Annotated in this window: 19 protein-coding genes and 2 pseudogenes; 1 reads left to right on the forward strand and 20 read right to left on the reverse strand. The window is 33.9% G+C overall.

Translation table 11 applies throughout. From position 1 onward, the window contains the following. Positions 1-3: 3 nt before the first annotated feature. Positions 4-558 carry an L-threonylcarbamoyladenylate synthase gene (locus J4N46_RS08260; RefSeq protein WP_208058904.1) on the reverse strand — a complete coding sequence of 185 codons (555 nt, stop codon included), beginning with the start codon at positions 556-558 and terminating at the stop codon, positions 4-6. 42 nt (positions 559-600) lie between these two features. Here J4N46_RS08260 and J4N46_RS08265 point away from each other — a divergent pair, with 42 nt between their 5' ends. Further along, positions 601-2,790, forward strand: a complete 2,190-nt coding sequence (locus J4N46_RS08265) for an FUSC family protein (RefSeq protein WP_208058905.1) — start codon at positions 601-603, stop codon at positions 2,788-2,790. On the opposite strand, the gene J4N46_RS08270 is transcribed toward J4N46_RS08265, so the two are convergent. The 19 genes and pseudogenes from J4N46_RS08270 to J4N46_RS08360 form a co-directional block, all read right to left on the reverse strand. Continuing rightward, positions 2,785-3,351, reverse strand: coding sequence for an NfeD family protein (locus J4N46_RS08270; RefSeq protein WP_034556556.1), 567 nt, complete (start codon positions 3,349-3,351; stop codon positions 2,785-2,787). The genes J4N46_RS08265 and J4N46_RS08270 overlap by 6 nt on opposite strands. Before the next feature lie 24 nt (positions 3,352-3,375). Next, the gene (locus J4N46_RS08275) at positions 3,376-6,168 is read right to left on the reverse strand and encodes a hypothetical protein (protein WP_208058906.1); all 2,793 of its coding nucleotides are present in this window, start codon (positions 6,166-6,168) and stop codon (positions 3,376-3,378) included. A 166-nt stretch (positions 6,169-6,334) separates the two neighbouring features. Further along, positions 6,335-6,856 carry a 50S ribosomal protein L9 gene (rplI, locus tag J4N46_RS08280; protein WP_208058907.1) on the reverse strand — a complete coding sequence of 174 codons (522 nt, stop codon included), beginning with the start codon at positions 6,854-6,856 and terminating at the stop codon, positions 6,335-6,337. Between the two features lie 17 nt (positions 6,857-6,873). Continuing rightward, positions 6,874-7,152, reverse strand: coding sequence for a 30S ribosomal protein S18 (gene rpsR, locus J4N46_RS08285; RefSeq protein WP_009414867.1), 279 nt, complete (start codon positions 7,150-7,152; stop codon positions 6,874-6,876). Positions 7,153-7,156: 4 nt separating this feature from the next. Then, positions 7,157-7,498 (reverse strand): 30S ribosomal protein S6, encoded by a 342-nt coding sequence (gene rpsF, locus J4N46_RS08290; RefSeq protein WP_009414868.1) that lies wholly within the window; start codon positions 7,496-7,498, stop codon positions 7,157-7,159. A 119-nt stretch (positions 7,499-7,617) separates the two neighbouring features. Next, positions 7,618-8,970, reverse strand: a complete 1,353-nt coding sequence (locus tag J4N46_RS08295; protein ID WP_208058908.1) for a M16 family metallopeptidase — start codon at positions 8,968-8,970, stop codon at positions 7,618-7,620. A 20-nt stretch (positions 8,971-8,990) separates the two neighbouring features. Next, on the reverse strand, positions 8,991-10,256 hold the full coding sequence (locus tag J4N46_RS08300; RefSeq protein ID WP_208058909.1) for a M16 family metallopeptidase: 1,266 nt from the start codon (positions 10,254-10,256) through the stop codon (positions 8,991-8,993). Positions 10,257-10,332: 76 nt separating this feature from the next. After that, positions 10,333-11,685, reverse strand: a complete 1,353-nt coding sequence (locus J4N46_RS08305; RefSeq protein WP_009414871.1) for a TlpA family protein disulfide reductase — start codon at positions 11,683-11,685, stop codon at positions 10,333-10,335. Between the two features lie 201 nt (positions 11,686-11,886). Further along, on the reverse strand, positions 11,887-12,480 hold the full coding sequence (locus J4N46_RS08310; protein ID WP_208058910.1) for an NAD(P)H-dependent oxidoreductase: 594 nt from the start codon (positions 12,478-12,480) through the stop codon (positions 11,887-11,889). A 36-nt stretch (positions 12,481-12,516) separates the two neighbouring features. Continuing rightward, positions 12,517-12,774: pseudogene (locus tag J4N46_RS08315) on the reverse strand (IS1595 family transposase); the annotation flags it as partial. Between the two features lie 77 nt (positions 12,775-12,851). Then, positions 12,852-13,322: a hypothetical protein gene (locus J4N46_RS08320; protein ID WP_208058911.1), complete on the reverse strand. Its 471-nt coding sequence runs from the start codon at positions 13,320-13,322 to the stop codon at positions 12,852-12,854. 224 nt (positions 13,323-13,546) lie between these two features. Then, positions 13,547-14,170: a hypothetical protein gene (locus tag J4N46_RS08325; RefSeq protein ID WP_208058912.1), complete on the reverse strand. Its 624-nt coding sequence runs from the start codon at positions 14,168-14,170 to the stop codon at positions 13,547-13,549. 55 nt (positions 14,171-14,225) lie between these two features. Continuing rightward, positions 14,226-14,786, reverse strand: a complete 561-nt coding sequence (locus tag J4N46_RS08330) for a hypothetical protein (RefSeq protein WP_208058913.1) — start codon at positions 14,784-14,786, stop codon at positions 14,226-14,228. Between the two features lie 126 nt (positions 14,787-14,912). Beyond that, positions 14,913-15,482 (reverse strand): hypothetical protein, encoded by a 570-nt coding sequence (locus J4N46_RS08335; protein WP_009414732.1) that lies wholly within the window; start codon positions 15,480-15,482, stop codon positions 14,913-14,915. Beyond that, positions 15,479-15,811 carry a hypothetical protein gene (locus tag J4N46_RS08340; RefSeq protein WP_208058914.1) on the reverse strand — a complete coding sequence of 111 codons (333 nt, stop codon included), beginning with the start codon at positions 15,809-15,811 and terminating at the stop codon, positions 15,479-15,481. Before J4N46_RS08340 ends, J4N46_RS08335 begins: the two co-directional genes overlap by 4 nt. A gap of 267 nt (positions 15,812-16,078) precedes the next feature. Continuing rightward, the gene (locus J4N46_RS08345) at positions 16,079-16,237 is read right to left on the reverse strand and encodes a hypothetical protein (protein WP_208058915.1); all 159 of its coding nucleotides are present in this window, start codon (positions 16,235-16,237) and stop codon (positions 16,079-16,081) included. Between the two features lie 179 nt (positions 16,238-16,416). Further along, positions 16,417-16,914, reverse strand: coding sequence for a hypothetical protein (locus J4N46_RS08350; RefSeq protein WP_208058920.1), 498 nt, complete (start codon positions 16,912-16,914; stop codon positions 16,417-16,419). Positions 16,915-16,956: 42 nt separating this feature from the next. Next, the gene (locus J4N46_RS08355) at positions 16,957-17,799 is read right to left on the reverse strand and encodes a hypothetical protein (RefSeq protein WP_208058916.1); all 843 of its coding nucleotides are present in this window, start codon (positions 17,797-17,799) and stop codon (positions 16,957-16,959) included. Between the two features lie 118 nt (positions 17,800-17,917). Beyond that, positions 17,918-18,019, reverse strand: a pseudogene (locus tag J4N46_RS08360) (IS1595 family transposase); the annotation flags it as partial. Positions 18,020-18,026: the final 7 nt, after the last annotated feature.

Here is an 18,026-nt window from a genome sequence, read left to right on the forward strand (position 1 = left end):
TTTTTAATCACGTAGAATAATAAGCTCTCCGCTGGCATCAAAACTGATAAGGCGCGAGGGCTTTTTTATAGTGGTATCCTCTTGCTTATAAGGCACTATGTAATCACATTGGGCAATAATTTCGGGACTTATTTGCTTGTAATATTTAGGGGTAGGAGCTCCGCTGATGTTGGCAGAAGTGGAAATGATGGGTTTGCCAAAATCATTGATAAGCTGCTGGCAGAAATTATCTTGCACAATGCGAATGGCTACAGAACCATCGGCTGCAATGGCATTGGGTGCTAAGCCCTGAGCTTGTGGATAAATAATGGTTGTGGGGTGATGTGGCACTTGAAGATAGGCTAAGGCACTAACTGGAATAAACGTTACGTATTCCTGCAACATACTAAGGTTGCTCACCAAGACTATAAGGCTTTTGCTCTCACTGCGCTGCTTAATTTGGTATATTCGGGCTACAGCATCGGGATTGGTAGCATCACAACCTAAGCCCCATACTGTATCGGTGGGGTATAATAGTATTTTGCCTTCTTTTAATATTTGGGTTGTAGGGATTGCCATTTGCAATTAGTTTTGTAATTTTGCGGCGAATATACACAAAAAATGCGAAACAATATTATTTCTTTCTTTAAAAGTTTTTCATTCTTCAAAGGTTGCATCAAAACTATTGCCGTATTAGTGCCTCTTGGTATTGGCAATTGGTGTGATCGCTTGGATATTGGAGTGCCTATAGCCTTGAGTGTTGTAGCTATATCGCCCAGCGATATTCCTGGTAATAGAAGACATTTATACGGCGGGCTGCTGATAGCTACTCTGTTGTGTATGTTCAGTAGTGCTATGGTAAATCTTACAGAGCCTTACCCATATTTGCTATTGCCAACAATGTTCGTTCTTACATTTTTTAATGCTTACATTTCACTCTATGGACAGCGAGCTACAATGGTGTCGTTTGCGGGACTCTTTGGGATTGCTTCTACTTTGGCACATTTGCAAACAGGGTGGAATATAGCTTTATATTGTAGTTATATACTCTCAGGGAGTGTATGGTATAGCTTACTTGCCTATCTGATGCTGAAAATACGTCCGCGCTTGTATAGCGAGCAGTTATTAGGGAAGTGCTTTGCTCTCACTTCTCAATTTTTTGCTACTCGTGCTGATTTGCTTACAGCAACAGATCGTACTCAAGGACTTAGCAAACTTATTAATCTGCAAACCAACCTAAACGAAAACTATGAAAAACTACGCGATGAAGTGCTCGACTCACGTAGCAAAACAGGAAAAACAGATTACTTACAACGACAATTCTTGATGTTTATAGAATTGGTAGATATTTTTGAATTGGCTTTAGCTAACCCTGTGCAATACGAAAAAGTAGAAAAAGAATTTGCTGAACATAAGGAGTATCTGAATATATATGCTTCATTTCTGAAGGAGTTAGCCAAGCAATTACAGCAAATGTCGGAATATATAGGTTCGCGCAAACCTATCACGCTAAATAATCATTTAGAAACACTGCTCCAACAAGCACAACAAGAGAATGAAGCCTTAAAAAAAGCGGTAGCTACCGCTGCAGATAAAGAACGCTTACTGATGTTGCGTAACTTCTATATTTACATAGAATGCCAATACAATTCTATAAAGAATATCCGGTTGATATTTGAAAATTATTACAATAAAGAAGCAGGGGTACGTGATGAAAGTACATATAGGAAGTTTGTAAGCTATCAAAACTATTCGTGGCGAAGACTTAAAGACCATATTTCGCTAAAATCTACCTTTTTTAGGCATGCTTTACGGCTTTCTGTTGTAGTTATTATAGGGTATCTCATCGGTATCATATTTCCTTTGAATAATGCTTATTGGATTATTCTTACTATCTTCATCATTATGCGCCCAGGTTTTGGGATTACTAAAGAACGCTCACTCAATAGGGCTTATGGTACTATTATAGGCGGGGTGGTATCATTTGCTGCTATTTATCTCCTCCCCTACCCCAGTTTGTACCTTTATATTGCTATTATATGTATGCCTATTGCCTTCGGACTCATACAGGAAAATTATATGTATGCCTCTGTATTCATTACCATTACAGCTATTTTTATTTTTGCACTCATCAATCCTGATATTTATACTCTTATTTACGATAGATTACTTGATACAGTGATAGGAGTAGTTCTGTCATTTTCATCTAATTATCTACTCTTACCTACTTGGGAACACAATAGCTATAAAGAGGCTATAACCAAATCAATAGAAGCCAATATTGGGTATTTAATAGAAGTGAAAGAAATTTTCAATACTGAAGAAGGTATTACTACTGCTTACAAAGTATCGCGTAAAGAGGCTGTTTTGGCTCTTTCTAACCTCAATACTACATTCCAACGAATGTTACAAGAACCTAACTTTATGCAATACAAAAATCCTGCGGTATATGGTATTATTGTTATCCAGCAATCTTTTTTGGCTACAGTTGCTTCTTTAGGTATTCGGCTAAATAGCAAACGTATCACTTTTCCTAAAGCTGTTTTCAATGAGGCTATTGATAATCTTATACAGTTACAGCAACATTCTTTGTTACTACTCTCAAAAAAAGACACTACTATTAGCAATCATTACAAAACAGCTATCGACCATCTTAGCGCATCTGTAAAAGAAATTACAACTAATGCCAATAAAGAAAAAACTGCTCCCATATCAATGCGCGAAACACAATTCTATTGGGAACAGTTTAATTACTTATTTGGATTATCCAAGAACTTAGAGCAAGCTGCAAAACAAATCAGCTCTTTATAAGCGCTCTACAAACAAAATATTATCTTCTATAGCTGTTACTTTCACCTTTATACTTGTAGGGATAGCTTCTTCATCAGTCATAGCATCCAATTCGTGTATAGCCCCACGCACGCTAAGCATTACTTTCCCTGTGCCTTTTCTTCGTGAAGGTATAGGTACATACACTTCGGCAGCTTTGCCTATAGCTTCTTTTAGTTTAAAAGTATTATCTTCCGAAAGACGCATCAGAGCCCTGATTATAAGAAAAAACAAATAAATAAAAAGCGCACCTACTAATATTGCCGTTATGATTAGTACTATTGGATTAGTAATAATCTTATAGAAAGATATCCCCGTCCAGCTAAATCCCAACAGAAAATTCATTAAGTTGCGAAATGAGAACAACTGAAATGGGGTATCCCCTCCGTCAAAATCACCATCAAAATCGGCTGAAGTACCATCTGAAGCATCGCTTCCCATAAAAGTAAGTACCATTTGGATAATAAAAACAATCGTAACTGGTATTGCTACCATCCAAAACCCCTTAAGGAGTACATCAAGGTTATTAAAAGCTTCTATCATATACATCATAATTTAGTTAATATTCTATTGTATAGTTTTAGGATCTACACCTGTATCTATAATAGCTTGGCGAATGTTTGCAAATGTCTTCAAATTAGCTTTCCCTTTCACCAAATTATAATTATTATTCTTTTTTAAGTAATTAATAAGGTTTGACTGACCTCCAAAACTCGAAGTCTTTATATTATCTATAGGAGTACCATTCTTTAGTGCCGTAAAAAACATACTATATTGGTTTATGCGCTCTTCTATTTCTTTACGTTCTTGGTTTAGTTCATATAGTACCAAGCTCCAATCCTTACTATCCAATTTCTTGATATTTGCCTTTACTCTATTTACTACCTCTTCTGAACAGCCCAGCAAATTAAATCGCTTCAAGTCTGTAAGCACCTCATTAGTAAGGGTAGGATTTGAAGCTACAGGCTTGGGAGTGTTTCTAATACGCCTTGTAATAGTTTTTGATTTACGAGGTTCATCAAGAGGTGGTGAAGCCGTGTTATCTGTAGCAGGCACTGGTACCGCTGCAGGTAGTTCATTAGGAATTGTAGGCACACTTGCTTTCCTTTGCGTCTCACTATTTCTTGGTGTAGTACTCGCCATAGCTTTAGGAGTTGTTGGCTGTTGTACCACTTCGGTTGCTACAGTACCCTCTTGTGTCGTATCACCCCCACCTTCTTCACGTGCTTTAGTCTGTTCTATAATTTGCTGCAAATCATTCTGATAGCCTAATAGTTCATCACTACCTCCTTTTAAGTACGGACTCAATATACTATCCACTTGTTCACTATTATATGCCGAATAATCAAAATCTTTCAAGAAATTATCCCATACAGCTTTCTCATATTCAGATCGTAACCCCTCTGTGATAAAATTGTGCTTTCTCGCTTCAGCCAAGAACAAAGTCCCTTTAGGGTCTGCGTGCGTTTCTTTCCATTGACTTACATTGAAAAGAAAATACCGCGCAGGCGAGAGCACCTCTATTTTAAGTGTATCTTTAGTATCATTTGCTACCATCTTCGCCAAGTTACTCAGCTGTGTTTGGCTAAGTACCAAAGTATCCTTTCCCTCCTCATCAAAATCAAGTACCAACTTTGTCTCTGCTATTGGGAAACTCTTCTTTAAGCGTATATACACATCATCAATTTCATAAGTACGCTCATCTATATTTGTTAAGAAACTGATATTTTTAATCTTACTATCCGATGAAAACATCACATAAGCCTTTACAGGGTCTTTCAGCATTGGAAGTATAAACCAATACCCTACCCCTAGCAGTAATAGTACAAATACAATAATAGATGCTATTTTAAGCCATAAAAAACGAGATTTAGGAGCCACTACCTCATCATCTTCCAAACTCTCATCTATTACCGATAATTGCTTATTATCATTCGTAGGACTTTGAGAAGCTATCATTTGAGGGTTAAAATTCTTAGCCGCAACATCAAAGTTTATCTCCCCACTTTTTGATATATTAATTACCCGCTTTGTTTCTTGGTTTTCAAACTCAAAGTGATATAAGTGCTCGGGCAATACTATATCAATAGGTGCATCACTACGCAGTGTATTACTAAACAATATACTATTAATTTTAAGCGTAATTGTAGCCTTTTTCTTAGAAACTATTGTAAAATGATATTTCTCAAAGCCAACCATTAGTGGCTCACGATCGTCCACCATATAGTTACTCTTAAAAACAATACCATTATAGTTCAAACTAAAAATATTATGAGCCTCCTCACCTTTCAGCAAAAAGTAATATCCTTTGCTATCACTATTTGTCTTTACCTTAAAATTATTACTTTCTAATGACAAAAAGGAAACGTATTTCGCATACTCCTTTTGTGTTGCTTGCACATACACCTTAAATGTCTTATCTGCAAACGTAACATTATCTAAAGCATAACCATCTTGTATTTTCTTAAAAATACCCTTTTTAACCCCTTTTTTCAGTGTATCGTGAAAAGAAAACATCTCCTGATAACGCGACTTTTCCAACAACAACTCAATCATATCATCTTCAGAAAAAGCCTCATTTTTGTAGGTAAGACTCACATCTTTACCATTTTTCATAAATGCTAATATTTTCAAATTAGCATCTCCCAATGAAAAACGAGACACTTCAGTAGTAGATTTTGTTGTCGCCGAAGGTTTAGCTGTTGTATCCTGTTGCTGTAGAGTATATTCAGGAAAAAGAAAATCAATACTATAAGCACGAGGATCATCTACAAATTCCTTGCGCAAAAACACCACATCTTGAACGTCACTAAACTCAGGCTGATAGGGCATATTAAAGTACTTATCCACTTCATAAAGGTTTGTATAAGTAAATACCTTAGGCGAATAAGGTAATTGCAATACACACGACCTTGCTTCAGGATCATCTATCAGCTGCCGCTCATAACTCCTCAGCAAATTAAAATAAGGATATATATCTTCTTTTACGTTTAGCTGAGGCATATTTGTTTGGTAATCAATATGCTCAGCAAAGTACATATCCATTAGCAAGTTGAGCACTAAGCGCACCCCCCGCCATTGTAAAAAATGAGGTATGTACAATGAAATAGCTATAAACACACCACTCTGCCCATTCACCTCTTTAGACGAACGATATTGTGTATATATCTTGTAATTTTGAGTAAATTGCAAAGTATAAAAATCTACACGTGGTGTATGAATACGTATAAAAGCACTTATATCTTTTAGACGGTCTTTTACCTCCTGAGCCTGAAAATTAACGCCCTGCGAAGCCAATACTTTGCACCCCTGTTTATAGCCCCAAATTGTAAGCCCTATAGTATTAATCTTAGAATCCATTGCTGAGTTAGTTACTAAACTTAGGTACAAAAGTACAATTATTTTTTGAAACAATCAAATTTTTATGTGTAAAAAAACACCTACAAAGAAAAATTCTTCGCAGGTGTCCAAAAATTATAATTGATATGAACTATTTGCTTTTTGTAATTTATTAGTTTTCAGTACCTTATTCTGCACTTGCTTCAGGTTGTGCTGCTGCAGGAGCTTCTGGCTTTTCAGCAGGTTTATTTTCCTCTTTTGCAACTTCAGCAGCTACTTCAAATGGAAAATCAACCACTACATCACGATGCAAACGAATAGCCGCTGTATATTTACCAGTGCGTTTGATACTATTACCAGCTATTGAAATAAACTTCTTATCAATACTGTGCCCTAATTTTTCTAATTCCTCAGCAAGATGAGCATTGTTTATAGAACCAAACAATTTATCTCCTGAACCCACTTTGGCTACTATTTTCATAGTAAGTGCCAATAAGTTTTTAGCTGTCTTCTTAGCCTCTTCTACTATGTGTTGTTCTTTGTAAGCTTTTTGCTTTAAGTTTTCAGCCAACACTTTTTTTGCTGAAGAAGTAGCCAAAATAGCATACCCTTGCGGGATTAGGTAGTTACGCCCGTAGCCATTCTTCACTGTAACTACGTCGTCTTTAAAACCTAAGTTATGTACGTCTTGTTTTAATATAATTTCCATATTTCTCTACTCCTTTTTTATTTTAATAAATCGGCTACGTAAGGCATTAATGCCAAATGGCGAGCTCTTTTCACAGCTGTAGCCACTTTACGTTGAAATTTAAGCGAAGTACCTGTAAGACGGCGAGGCAACAACTTACCTTGCTCATTTACAAACTTCAACAAGAAATCAGGATCTTTGTAATCTATATACTTAATACCTGATTTTTTAAAGCGACAATACTTCTTTTGTTTTGATGTGTCGATGTTTAACGGAGTAAGATATTTTATATCTCCTTTTTTTTGTTCTACTGCCATTTTCTTACGCTTTTTTAGTGTTTAGTTTTGCTCTTCTTTTTTCAGCCCAAGCAATTGCATCTTTGTCAAGCTTTACAGTTAGGTAACGCATTACACGCTCATCACGTCTGAACTCAAGTTCAAAAGGCTCAATCGCTTCACCAGCCACCTTAAATTCAAAGAGGTGGTAAAATCCGCTCTTTTTGTTTTGAATTGGGTAAGCCAACTTTTTAAGCCCCCAGTTCTCTTTTGCTACAAATTCTGCCCCCCTTGAAGTAAGAAAATTTTCAAACTTTTCTACTGCTTCCTTTATCTGTGTTTCAGATAAAACGGGATTCAAAATGAAAACAGTTTCGTATTGATTCATAAATAAAATGATTTAAATTGGCTGCAAAATTACAACATTCTTCACAACCTACCAAATATTTCTTTACTTTTTTCTAAAGAAATTTTTTAATAATACGCAAGCAATTAAAAATCAGACAATTATAATTTATTAGCATACTTATCGTATTCATATAAAGGTATTGCTTGTCCCCTTTGTGTAAGCTTTTTTAAGTCTGCTTTTATTTCAGAAGCTTTCCCCACCACTATGATTCTGAAATTATACAACGTATAGTAATGGTTCGCTACTCGCAATACATCTTCTTTAGTAACCGCCTCTATATTAGCTATATAATTTTTGTAAAAATCAGCAGGCAAATTGCATACTTTTATATTGATAGCGTAATTTGCAATAGTTTGCGGACGTTCTGTAGCCAGTATAAACTGCCCCAAATACTGCGCCTTAGCTTGTGCAAGTGCTTCATCTGTCACATATTCTGTGCGAATACGCTCCACTTCTTTCAGCACCTCAGCTATGGCTGGTGCAGTAACTGCATTGCCCACTTTCGTTTTGATAGAGAATACCCCTTTTGTCCATTTATCAGTTTTGAATGTTGAAAAAGCCCCATACGTATACCCGTTAGCTTCCCGTAAATTCATATTGATATAACTACCAAAATCACCTCCCAAAATACTATTGGCTACAAGCAGCGCAAAATAGTCTTTATCTTTCATAGAAAGTTCTATTAGGTTAGTAACTCGTACTTCCGATTGCACCGCAGTGGGTAAATCTATCAAATCTATTTGGGTAGTAGGCACATTTATAGGTTCATAAAGAGGTTTATGGGTAATCGTTACCGCTTCCCACTTACCAAAATATTCTGTTACTAAAGCAATCACCTCTTTAGCCTGTACCTCTCCTGCTATTACCAAATAAGCATTATTAGGCACAAAGTGTTTGTGATACTGCTCTTTTATGTCTTCAAGAGTAATAGCTGCTATTTTTTCTTCAGTAGTATATTCACCATAAGGGTGCAAAAGCGTGTAGCACAACGCCTTCCCTACTCGTTTCATTATAGCTTCGGCATTATTGTCGTTTGCTCTAATACTTTGTATGAGTCGTGCTTTTTCTTTTGCCAATTCCTCTTCACTGAAATGAGGGTGCAAGGCAGCATCAGCTATCAACTCCAATACCCTACCAAAATATTTTGACAGTGTACGCCCCATCACACCATTAGGCATTATACTTATATCTGCCGCTAAATAATCTATCTCTTCGTTAAAATCATCTTTACTGATAGTTGTAGAGCCATTCCCTGCCAAAAGTGATATCAGCTCAAATACTCCTTTTTTATCCCCTTCAAGAGTAGGTTGTTCATCAAAAGAAAGCCGAATACTCACCTGTGGCAAGCGGTTATTTTCTACAATTAATAGTGTAAGCCCATTGGGCAATATATGGGTAATAGGCTCTCCAAGATCTATGACAGGTGCTGCCGAAGGCTGTGGTTGTTTCATTTATTGTTAGTTTTATTTGTTTATTCTTCAGTAGCAGGCAAATAATCAAGGTCTAAACGCTGGTGCGCCCCCAAATATTGTCGTGCTGTCTCTCGTATATCTTCACGTGTAACAGAACGATACATAGCTATTGTATTGTTAATAGCGTGCGTATCTTTATAAAACAGATAACTATCAGCAAGGGCAAGAGCAATACTCTCCATATTTGTTAGTCCACTTACAAACTGCATTTCTATTTGGTTTTGTAGTTTTTCATATTCTCTTTCACTGATGAGTTCTGTTTGCAATTTCACTATTTCTTCATCCATCTGCTCAGCAAGTTGTGCTAAGCTCACCCCCTCCATAGGCAGTGCTCCCATTATATACACACCATAATCTTCTTGCGCATCCGAAAACGCCAATACCTGCAACGCTGTTTTCTCCTCATCAATCATCTTTTTATAAAGGCGCGCACTCTTGCCGTCAGTAAGTAAATAAGCTATTAAGTCAAGCGTATAAGCATCTTTATGAGCCATTGCAGGCGTACAATAAGCATATAGTTTTAAAGGTATTTGTATGTTATTATCGTATTCTGTAGCCTTAATAGTTTGGGTAATAGGTAGTTCATCCACCTTAATAGGTTTCTTTTTATCAGCTGTATTAGGAATATTAGCAAAGTACTTCGCAATCCACTCTTTGGCAGTAGCTTCCTGAAAATCACCTGCCACTACCAATACTGCATTGTTAGGATTGTAAAAACGTTTTTTGAAAAGTACAAATTCATCAAGGGTTGCAGCATCCAAATGAGCCGTCTCGCCAATTACCGTTCCTTTATAGGGGTGTTGCCCAAAAAGATAGCGATTAATAGCCTCCCTATACATTATCCGTCCGTAAGGCGCATTATCTATACGCTGACTTTTTTCTTCTTTCACTACCGAATTTTGTGTGCTTACCCCTATTTCATTAATAATGGGGTGCAACAAACGCTCTGCCTCCATCCATAAAGCAAGTTCCAAATTATTGGCAGGAAATACCTCATAAAAGTAAGTTTTATCTTGAGTAGTAAAAGCATTGTTATGACCGCCATTGGCTGATACAATATCAAACCATTTGCCTCTACTTATGTTTTTAGTTCCTTCAAAGAGCAAATGTTCAAAAAAATGAGCAAAGCCTGTGCGTTCAGGCTGTTCATCTTTAGCTCCCACGTGATACATCATCCCTACAGTAACCACAGGTGCTGTACTATCGGGGTAAAGTATTACGTGCAAACCATTAGCCAAGTCATATTCGGTAAAAGAAAGTGTCATTTATTAGAAAAGTGATTATTATGAAAATAAAGAAAGGGTGCTACGTATTGCGCACCCTTTCAGAAAATATATTTTATTACAAATTAGCGTTGATAAGTTCTTTAATTTTAGCATTTGAAGGACGTGGTGCCGCAATATCTATAATTTTACCGTCCTTGCTTATCAAGAAGAAACGTGGGATACTAGTAATGTCATTATTAGTAACAAATTCACCTTGAGTAACCAAGTTAAGATGAAGTTGCAAACCTTCCATCTTTTTCTCAGCTACCATTTTTTTCCATTCTTCTTTATCTCTATCTACCGATAAGCTTACAAAAACAACATCTTTACCTTTATATTCCTCTTGCAATGCTTTCATAGCAGGTATTTCTTCCACACAAGGGTCGCACCAAGTAGCCCATACATCTACATATACTAATTTTCCTTTCAAGCTGTTGTAGTTCACAGGCTTTCCATTGATATCCTCTCCTTCAAAACCTGAAAACTCTGTTCCTGGTTTTGTTTTTTCTAAACCAGCGATACGTCTGTCCAATTCTTTAAGAGCCATACTATCTTTCACTACTGCTTTGATAGCATCTATAAGCAAAGCATTCGTTTCAGCATTATTAGAAGCCGATACCGCAGTAATAAAATAACGAGTAAGTCCTTCTCTGATGTTATCAGATTTCAATCCTTTTACATAATCAATAGTCTTAGCCCAAGTCTCAGCACCTTCACCTTCAAACATATTGAATAAGTGAGTAGCTACCAATTCTTTATATGTTCTAAAGGTATTGTAATCTTCTTTGTTGTCATAATCTATTTTTGCAATTTCGTCAGCAAACTCTTTAGGGAGTTTTACCTCCTCTTGAGTATAGCGCAAGTGAGCTTTTTCATAAATAGATTTGATGTGTGCGAGCTCGTAGTTAATAGATTTTTCTTCTTTTTTTACAAAATCACTTGATAAGTTCTTTGTATTTTTAAGAAAATCAGTATACTTTTTGCCATAATCCTCTACGCCTTTCTTAAAATCCTCTACGCCTTTTTTAAACAAGTCCTCCAAGCCATTTTGCAACTCTATAGATAGATCAAATTTTTTGCGCAAATAAGCTGTGGCAACAGTATCTTTACCTGCCAATTTTATGCTCAAAGGCATTTTGGTAACGTCTATATTCACGGCTAATTCGTCACCTTGTGCCAAGTACATAGGCAGTTCAATTCCTTGAGGGTTAAAAAGCACATAGTAGTTATCAGGTGCTTTGATAGTATCTTTAAAAGTACCGTCTGGCTGCACTTTTATAGTCTTATCCACATCGCCCCCAATGAGTCTCAGTTCCAAAGGAGCACCGTTTAAACCGTCAAATTTACCCGACAGCAGTGCATAATCAGCTCGCTTAGAGCAAGCCCAAAAGCCTAAAGAGGCTAACGACAAAATAAATAGTTTTTTCATTATGATTAAATATTTCTGACGGCAAAGGTATAAAATAATTTTGAATTACAAATTATGAATTTTAAATTATTTTTTAGAAACGTACTATCCCCTGCCACTTTATAAAGATATATTTTCACATCAACTATACCTGCTCGCCTACTTTCCTTCAGTTACAAAGAACAGCCACTTTTAGTTATTACGTGTCGCACTACGATCTAATTAGCGTATTTCCACCACTTCTTCAAGCGGAAGTCTCCTTTTAGGCGTTTTGCTGGGGTGGTTAGCATCGGCTTCACTGTGATAGCCTACCGCTAATGCAAGTACCACTTTACAGCCTTTTACTTGCAGTTTTTGGGTGTAATAAAGGGTATCAATACCTTCCATAGGGGTAGCATCAATCCCCTCTGCACCACAAGCGGCTATAAAGAAACCTGCTGCCAAATACACTTGTTTTTGGAACCAAGCTTTAGCTCTTTCTTCATCACCTGCTTTTACACTTTCGTAATAATCTACTATAGGTTGTGGCTGATGAGCTTTGAAATAGGTTTCAAAGGCTGCTATATCATCGTAAGCAAAAAATACGATGAGGTGACTGGCATCTTTTACTTTCTGTTCATTGAAGAACGAATGTGCTGCCAAGTCGGCTTTAAGGGCTTCATCGCCTATGATAGCAAATTTCCAAGGCTGACTATTTACTGAGGAAGGAGCTAAACGGAGTATCTCTGCCAACTCCTTAATTTTAGCCTCACTTATCTTCTGGTTGCGATAAGCTTTAGCAGCATATCTCTTTTGTGCGATTTCTAAAAAATTCATATAGTTTTATTTTAAATTATTTATTGAGGTGTCTATTTAGCTACATACTAATTGACTTTGGGAAACGGGAGAACGTTCTAGAATTCTTTTCATTAATTTGTTAAAGATAGTATCTTTATTTTGTGAGCGATTAATTCTAAAACTGTATTCCGCTAAATATAGGTCTATGTTAAATTCTGATACCCAAGAATATATACCTCGTATCCAATACTTTACCTGATGTATTACCTTATGTAATATAGGAAAATTCTTCCCATCATTACTCGGTTTTTGAGTTATATTAAAGTCTTTTATTTGTCCCTTAAATAATTCCATAATACATTAATTTTCAGAGTGTAAATATATGAAATTATTCAGACACCTCAATCTCATTAATCATCCGAAAATTCTATTTTTGTTTCAATTTTCTTTATTTTGTTAATATACAATGAATCTATTAGTATAAAGGTTGTATCTTTTCTTATATTATACATTAATCCTTTTTTAGTATTATAACTCAAACATAAAGAATCAGAAGCATCCCCATCTTCCATCTTTACAAAATAAGTTAGCAGAGTATCTTTTTCTTCTATTTTCTCTATGATCCATTTATTACCTTCGATTGTATTCCAATTATCTATAAGCATATCATTGATAAATACAATTGTAGGCATATCATCATCTCCTTTAAGATAAGGGTGTACAGCAAGAAAGAGTTCTCCATCATCTTCACCTTTATATAAATAATAGAATTTTTTACCTATAAGTGGATTATTTATTTTAGTTTTATCATCAAATTTTAAACTTGAAATGTTATCCGTAGAAAATTCTATTTTAGTGTGTGTTACTATTAACACATTCACAAGAATACATTATTCTTGTTAAAAATAAACTAATAAGTAATAATTTCATATGTTGGCTTATATTTTGTTTTGCAAAGGTAAGGGTTTTTATCAAAATACTTACTTGTACTTACTTGTTTTATCTTATCTGTTGATATTTTATTATTTATTATGTGTTTTAGGATTTGCAAATATTTCACGCCTACTTCGTAATAAATACTCAAAAGTTTTTTGATATTCTAATTTTACATCACACTTATAAAATCAATTTTATATAAATTGTTTTCTTTGACAACCTTTATTTCATAAGTTGAAAAAACCTCATTATCAATATAATCTTGAACATAATAGAGAAAAGCTTCCCCTTCTGTTTTATATTCATTCTTAATAGAAAAATTTCCATTCTTTTCTTCTTGACTTCCAAACCAATATTCTTTTACAATAAAATCACATTCTTGGCAATCTTCAAAATCGTAATATTCTTCTAATGGATTAAAATCCCATTTCTTTTCTAAAAGGATAGAATTACATTTTACAGTTCTATCGATTAAGAATTTCTTATATTTAGTTGAAAAAAAAGTTATAGAATTTATATGCTTTGCATATTTTTCAATGTCAAGACCATATTTTCCTTTAGATAACTTTTTAAAGGAGGGGGAATATAGATATTCTTTGTTTTTCAAATAAATGTCATTTACATACCAATTATAAAAATTGTAAACTACATTTCTGACCTCTTGATTTTCAACAACCAAAAGGCTTCCCACCTCTTTGTTATTTACAGTTATATGATCTTTTATAACTACTTTTCGATTAGTATTTGTACAAGAAATACTAAAAGCGACTAATACTAAAATTATTTTTTTCATAGGCTTATCTTATTATACTTGGCCTAACCATTGTCACTATATATGTTTTATTTTTCTATATTCCTTTTAGACTATTATCTTCTTGTAGTATTAACACATTATTTTTACTTGTTCCTCTATCTTTATTACTTGTTTGTGGATCAAAAAATAGATATTCAATTTTTTTATTACATTGCCTTCCTACAATTAAAATCCAATGGTCAGTAGTCTTATCGTGATTTCCTGTATGTCCAGAGGAATGGTCCACTCCTACAACAATTGGAATGCCTCTTTCTAAATGGTCATCAATTATTTGTATCCCTTTTTGAATATTTGGTTGATTTATCAATATATGTTTATTTTTACTTTCGCACTCATCACACTTAGTCATTTGGAAAACGGAAGGATCTTTTACAGAAACAGATTTGTAACCACAAGAATTGAGCATATCTTGACATCTTCTAAAACAACCTTTTTTATCAGAATCTCGATACCCAAAAAAGGTAACAGACCCTGTTAGGTCAATATGCTTTTTACGACAATGTGGGCAAGCCCCTTCTTCTAATGGTTCTTCTTTCTTTTTCTTTTCTTCTTTCTTCCCTTCTCCAACCTCTACTTTTACAGGGCTTTTACTCACTTCAATTTGCTTACTTTCAAAACTAAGTTCAAAAGTACCCGATTCTTTCTTACCTGCATAGGCTTCTACTTTTATATAATAGTTTTGCTTTTCGGAATTTTCTTTTCTTGATTAACAATGATCCACTTAATCATCATAAGTATAATACTTTAATCCTGAATCTTTTACTTTTTCTTTTTCAATAAGAAAATCTTCTCTTCCCATCTTATCAGAAGAGGGAAGTGTATCCCAAGAAATTATATTATAATTATTGCTCTTTTTTATATACATTTTAATAACATTCTCTTCATAGCCAAAAAAGTCCTTAACACTCCTAAAATCATCAGTATTATTATCATTCTGATCACCATCAGCTACTTCATTACACATAATAGTAATTAAGGTATCGTTAATCTTTATATCATTAATTTTAAAGATATAAAAATCCATTGTTGTTCTATCTATAAGGATATTTCCCTTAATCTTAAAATAAGATAGTGTATCTATAAGAATTGTTTTCTTTCCATCTTCATTATATCTCAATGGATAATATGTTTTATAAACAAGAGAAAAACTTTCTTTACTTGAAGTATCCCTTTTTGATTCTAAGTTGTTATCTATTTGTGTTATAGTGTTAGAATTTAATTTCTGCTGATTATTACAATTTATAAGTAGCATATTCAATAATATAGATATTAATAATATTTTCATTTTCATAACTCTTCTTTTAGGTTTTCTATTCTAATCTTTTTTATTTCCTCTTTACCATCTTTTTTTTTAAAGAGCCCAATATTTCTCCTGATCTGTGTTACAACATAAGGTTCAGGTACTTTTCTGTATGGCTTATCACAAGTAAGATGATTATTAGATTCTAACTTAAATTTATATCCTTCTTTACCTTTTGAAGTACCTACTTCCCAGAAAGGATAATAAATTTGTCCATTCTCACAAGTACGCCCTACAATAACAACAAAATGATCAGTAGTTTGAGGTGCTTTTTCTGATTCATTAATTGTTTTATTGAAAGTATGGTTAACTCCAACCATTACAGGAAATCCCTTTTCTAAAGATAAATTTAGATATTCTAATCCTTCTACTATTTTATCATTATAGAAAGTTAACTCTGTTCTTTTTCCTTCTATTACATTTTTTTCTAAGGCTAATTGGTAGAAACAAGTCTTATTGGCTAATATTTTCCCTTTTTCATAGCCTCCTGCACCTTCAGGATCTTTTAAAATAATTTCTTCAATCTCTTTATTATTTATTTTAACGATAGTGCCATTTATTATAGCCTTTGATGTAACTGCACAAAGTTAACTTTTAGGAGGTTGATTTTGAAAAGTCATTTTATTTGTTAAATCAATATGCTTTTTACGACAATGTGGGCAAGCCCCTTCTTCTAATGGTTCTTCTTCCTTCTTTTCTTCTTTCTTTACTTCAACAACCTTTACTTTTAGAGGGCTTTTACTCACTTCAATTTGCTTACTTTCAAAACTAAGTTCAAAAGTACCCGATTCTTTCTTACCTGCATAGGCTTCTACCTTTATATAATAGTTTTGTGTTTTTGCATCAGGGTCTAAATAATTTAAATCTATTCCTTTCTTAAATAGGGTTTCTGTTATCTTTTTTTAGAACATAACTGAGATATAAATCATGGTATCCACTCTGCTTTTACTTTTCTCACACTATTACTCTTTAAAGAATCTATTAAAATATAAGTCGTATCTCTATCCTTTCTATATAAAATACCTTTTTTTTCATTATAATTAAAATAAAAAGTTTTTTGAGTTTCTGGATTTTCCATCATTTGTAAGTGATAGATTAAAAGAGAATCTTGTTGGGAAACCCTTTCTATTTTCCACTCGTGTGGTTCCATAACATTCCAACCATTAATAAGCATTGAGTCAGTAAAAATAATTTTAGCCATATCATAATCGTCTTCAAGATATGGGAATATTGAGAGAGTCAATTCTCCATTCTCCTCTTTATCTAAATAATAAAACTTTTTGTTCGTTAGTGGATTGTTTATTTTGGTATCAGATTCGATACTTAATGATTCATTTAGTGGATCTTTTTCAGTGTTATTATCAACAACGTTCTTACAAGACCATACCCATATTAAGAATAAACTAATAAGTAATAATTTCATATATTGTTTTATTTATTGTTTACAAAGGTAAGGGTTTTTTATTTAAGGTTTATAGTCTTCCCAACCATATTTTCTATATTCAGGAGCAGGAGAAAATTCAGCTGCACCCCAATCTAAGTCTCCTGAGCAAGGGATGCGACAAATGCCCCAATTAGCTACTTTTTTAACTCCTGTCTTATAACTTGTCCAAGTCCCTACAAATTGGTTGTTTCTATAGTCATCTGAATATTCTTCAATATCATCAAATAAAAACACTCCTTTATTGTTAATATACCATCTTAATAAAACCTTTCCTTCAAAGATACCCGTAGCTGATAATTTTTTATCTTCTCTAAAGTAATAATCTGCAATGATAATTCCTTGTGATTTTATTTTCCCCACCATATCATCCTCTAAACCTTTAGAATGCTCTGCAAAAAAATATATATGTTTGATTTTTATTTCTCCTTCAAACAATCTTACATTTTTACCAACTTTTGTTTTCCCTTTTGCTATATAAAGACTATCATTTGTTGTTGATTTTTCTATTTTTAGAAAATTAATCTCTAATCTTCTTTTAATCTTTATATCAATAAACCCAATATAAGGAATAACCCCATAAGGAAAAGATGGTTTAGAGAGCATTGAACTTATATCAATGTTCCCTAAATCAAGTCTTCCTTTGCTATTAAAACCGCCATTTAAATAGCCAATCTCTTCCTTAATAAAACTGTCAAAATCACAATGTTCTTGTGCATTAGATATGGTATCAGATTTGGTATCAGATATGGTATCAGATTCGATACTTAATAATTCATTTTGTGGATCTTTTTCAGTGTTATTATTAACATTTTCACAAGAACTCACTGTCCCTATTAAAAATAAACTAATAAGTAATAATTTCATATATTGTTTTTTCATTTGTTTTTTTATTTGTTATTTCTTCTGTTATTTTTCTTCTATTTCGTCTTATTTGTGTTATTGTATATTCTTTTGAATTATGTGTTTTAGAGGCTGTAAATATTCCATCTTCCCACTTTAAAGAAGCTAGATATTCTTCGCAATCTAAGTCTGTTTTAAAGCGTTCAGTAAACTCTAAGAGGCTTTGTCCCTTAAATAATTCCATAATACAT

The sequence above is a fragment of the Capnocytophaga bilenii genome (genome assembly GCF_017565765.1).
Taxonomy (GTDB): Bacteria; Bacteroidota; Bacteroidia; order Flavobacteriales; family Flavobacteriaceae; genus Capnocytophaga; species Capnocytophaga bilenii.

Excerpts from the sequence above, each read along its gene's own strand:
- J4N46_RS08260 (WP_208058904.1), bottom strand. The coding sequence starts at position 558 with ATGGCAATCCCTACAACCCAAATATTAAAAGAAGGCAAAATACTATTA.
- J4N46_RS08335 (WP_009414732.1), bottom strand. The coding sequence starts at position 15,482 with ATGAAAATGAAAATATTATTAATATCTATATTATTGAATATGCTACTT.
- rpsF (WP_009414868.1), bottom strand. The coding sequence starts at position 7,498 with ATGAATCAATACGAAACTGTTTTCATTTTGAATCCCGTTTTATCTGAA.
- J4N46_RS08305 (WP_009414871.1), bottom strand. The coding sequence starts at position 11,685 with ATGAAAAAACTATTTATTTTGTCGTTAGCCTCTTTAGGCTTTTGGGCT.
- J4N46_RS08295 (WP_208058908.1), bottom strand. The coding sequence starts at position 8,970 with ATGAAACAACCACAGCCTTCGGCAGCACCTGTCATAGATCTTGGAGAG.
- J4N46_RS08310 (WP_208058910.1), bottom strand. The coding sequence starts at position 12,480 with ATGAATTTTTTAGAAATCGCACAAAAGAGATATGCTGCTAAAGCTTAT.
- J4N46_RS08325 (WP_208058912.1), bottom strand. The coding sequence starts at position 14,170 with ATGAAAAAAATAATTTTAGTATTAGTCGCTTTTAGTATTTCTTGTACA.
- J4N46_RS08275 (WP_208058906.1), bottom strand. The coding sequence starts at position 6,168 with ATGGATTCTAAGATTAATACTATAGGGCTTACAATTTGGGGCTATAAA.
- J4N46_RS08300 (WP_208058909.1), bottom strand. The coding sequence starts at position 10,256 with ATGACACTTTCTTTTACCGAATATGACTTGGCTAATGGTTTGCACGTA.
- J4N46_RS08350 (WP_208058920.1), bottom strand. The coding sequence starts at position 16,914 with ATGAAATTATTACTTATTAGTTTATTCTTAATATGGGTATGGTCTTGT.
- J4N46_RS08340 (WP_208058914.1), bottom strand. The coding sequence starts at position 15,811 with ATGGTTGGAGTTAACCATACTTTCAATAAAACAATTAATGAATCAGAA.
- rplI (WP_208058907.1), bottom strand. The coding sequence starts at position 6,856 with ATGGAAATTATATTAAAACAAGACGTACATAACTTAGGTTTTAAAGAC.
- J4N46_RS08355 (WP_208058916.1), bottom strand. The coding sequence starts at position 17,799 with ATGAAATTATTACTTATTAGTTTATTTTTAATAGGGACAGTGAGTTCT.
- J4N46_RS08265 (WP_208058905.1), top strand. The coding sequence starts at position 601 with ATGCGAAACAATATTATTTCTTTCTTTAAAAGTTTTTCATTCTTCAAA.
- rpsR (WP_009414867.1), bottom strand. The coding sequence starts at position 7,152 with ATGGCAGTAGAACAAAAAAAAGGAGATATAAAATATCTTACTCCGTTA.
- J4N46_RS08270 (WP_034556556.1), bottom strand. The coding sequence starts at position 3,351 with ATGATAGAAGCTTTTAATAACCTTGATGTACTCCTTAAGGGGTTTTGG.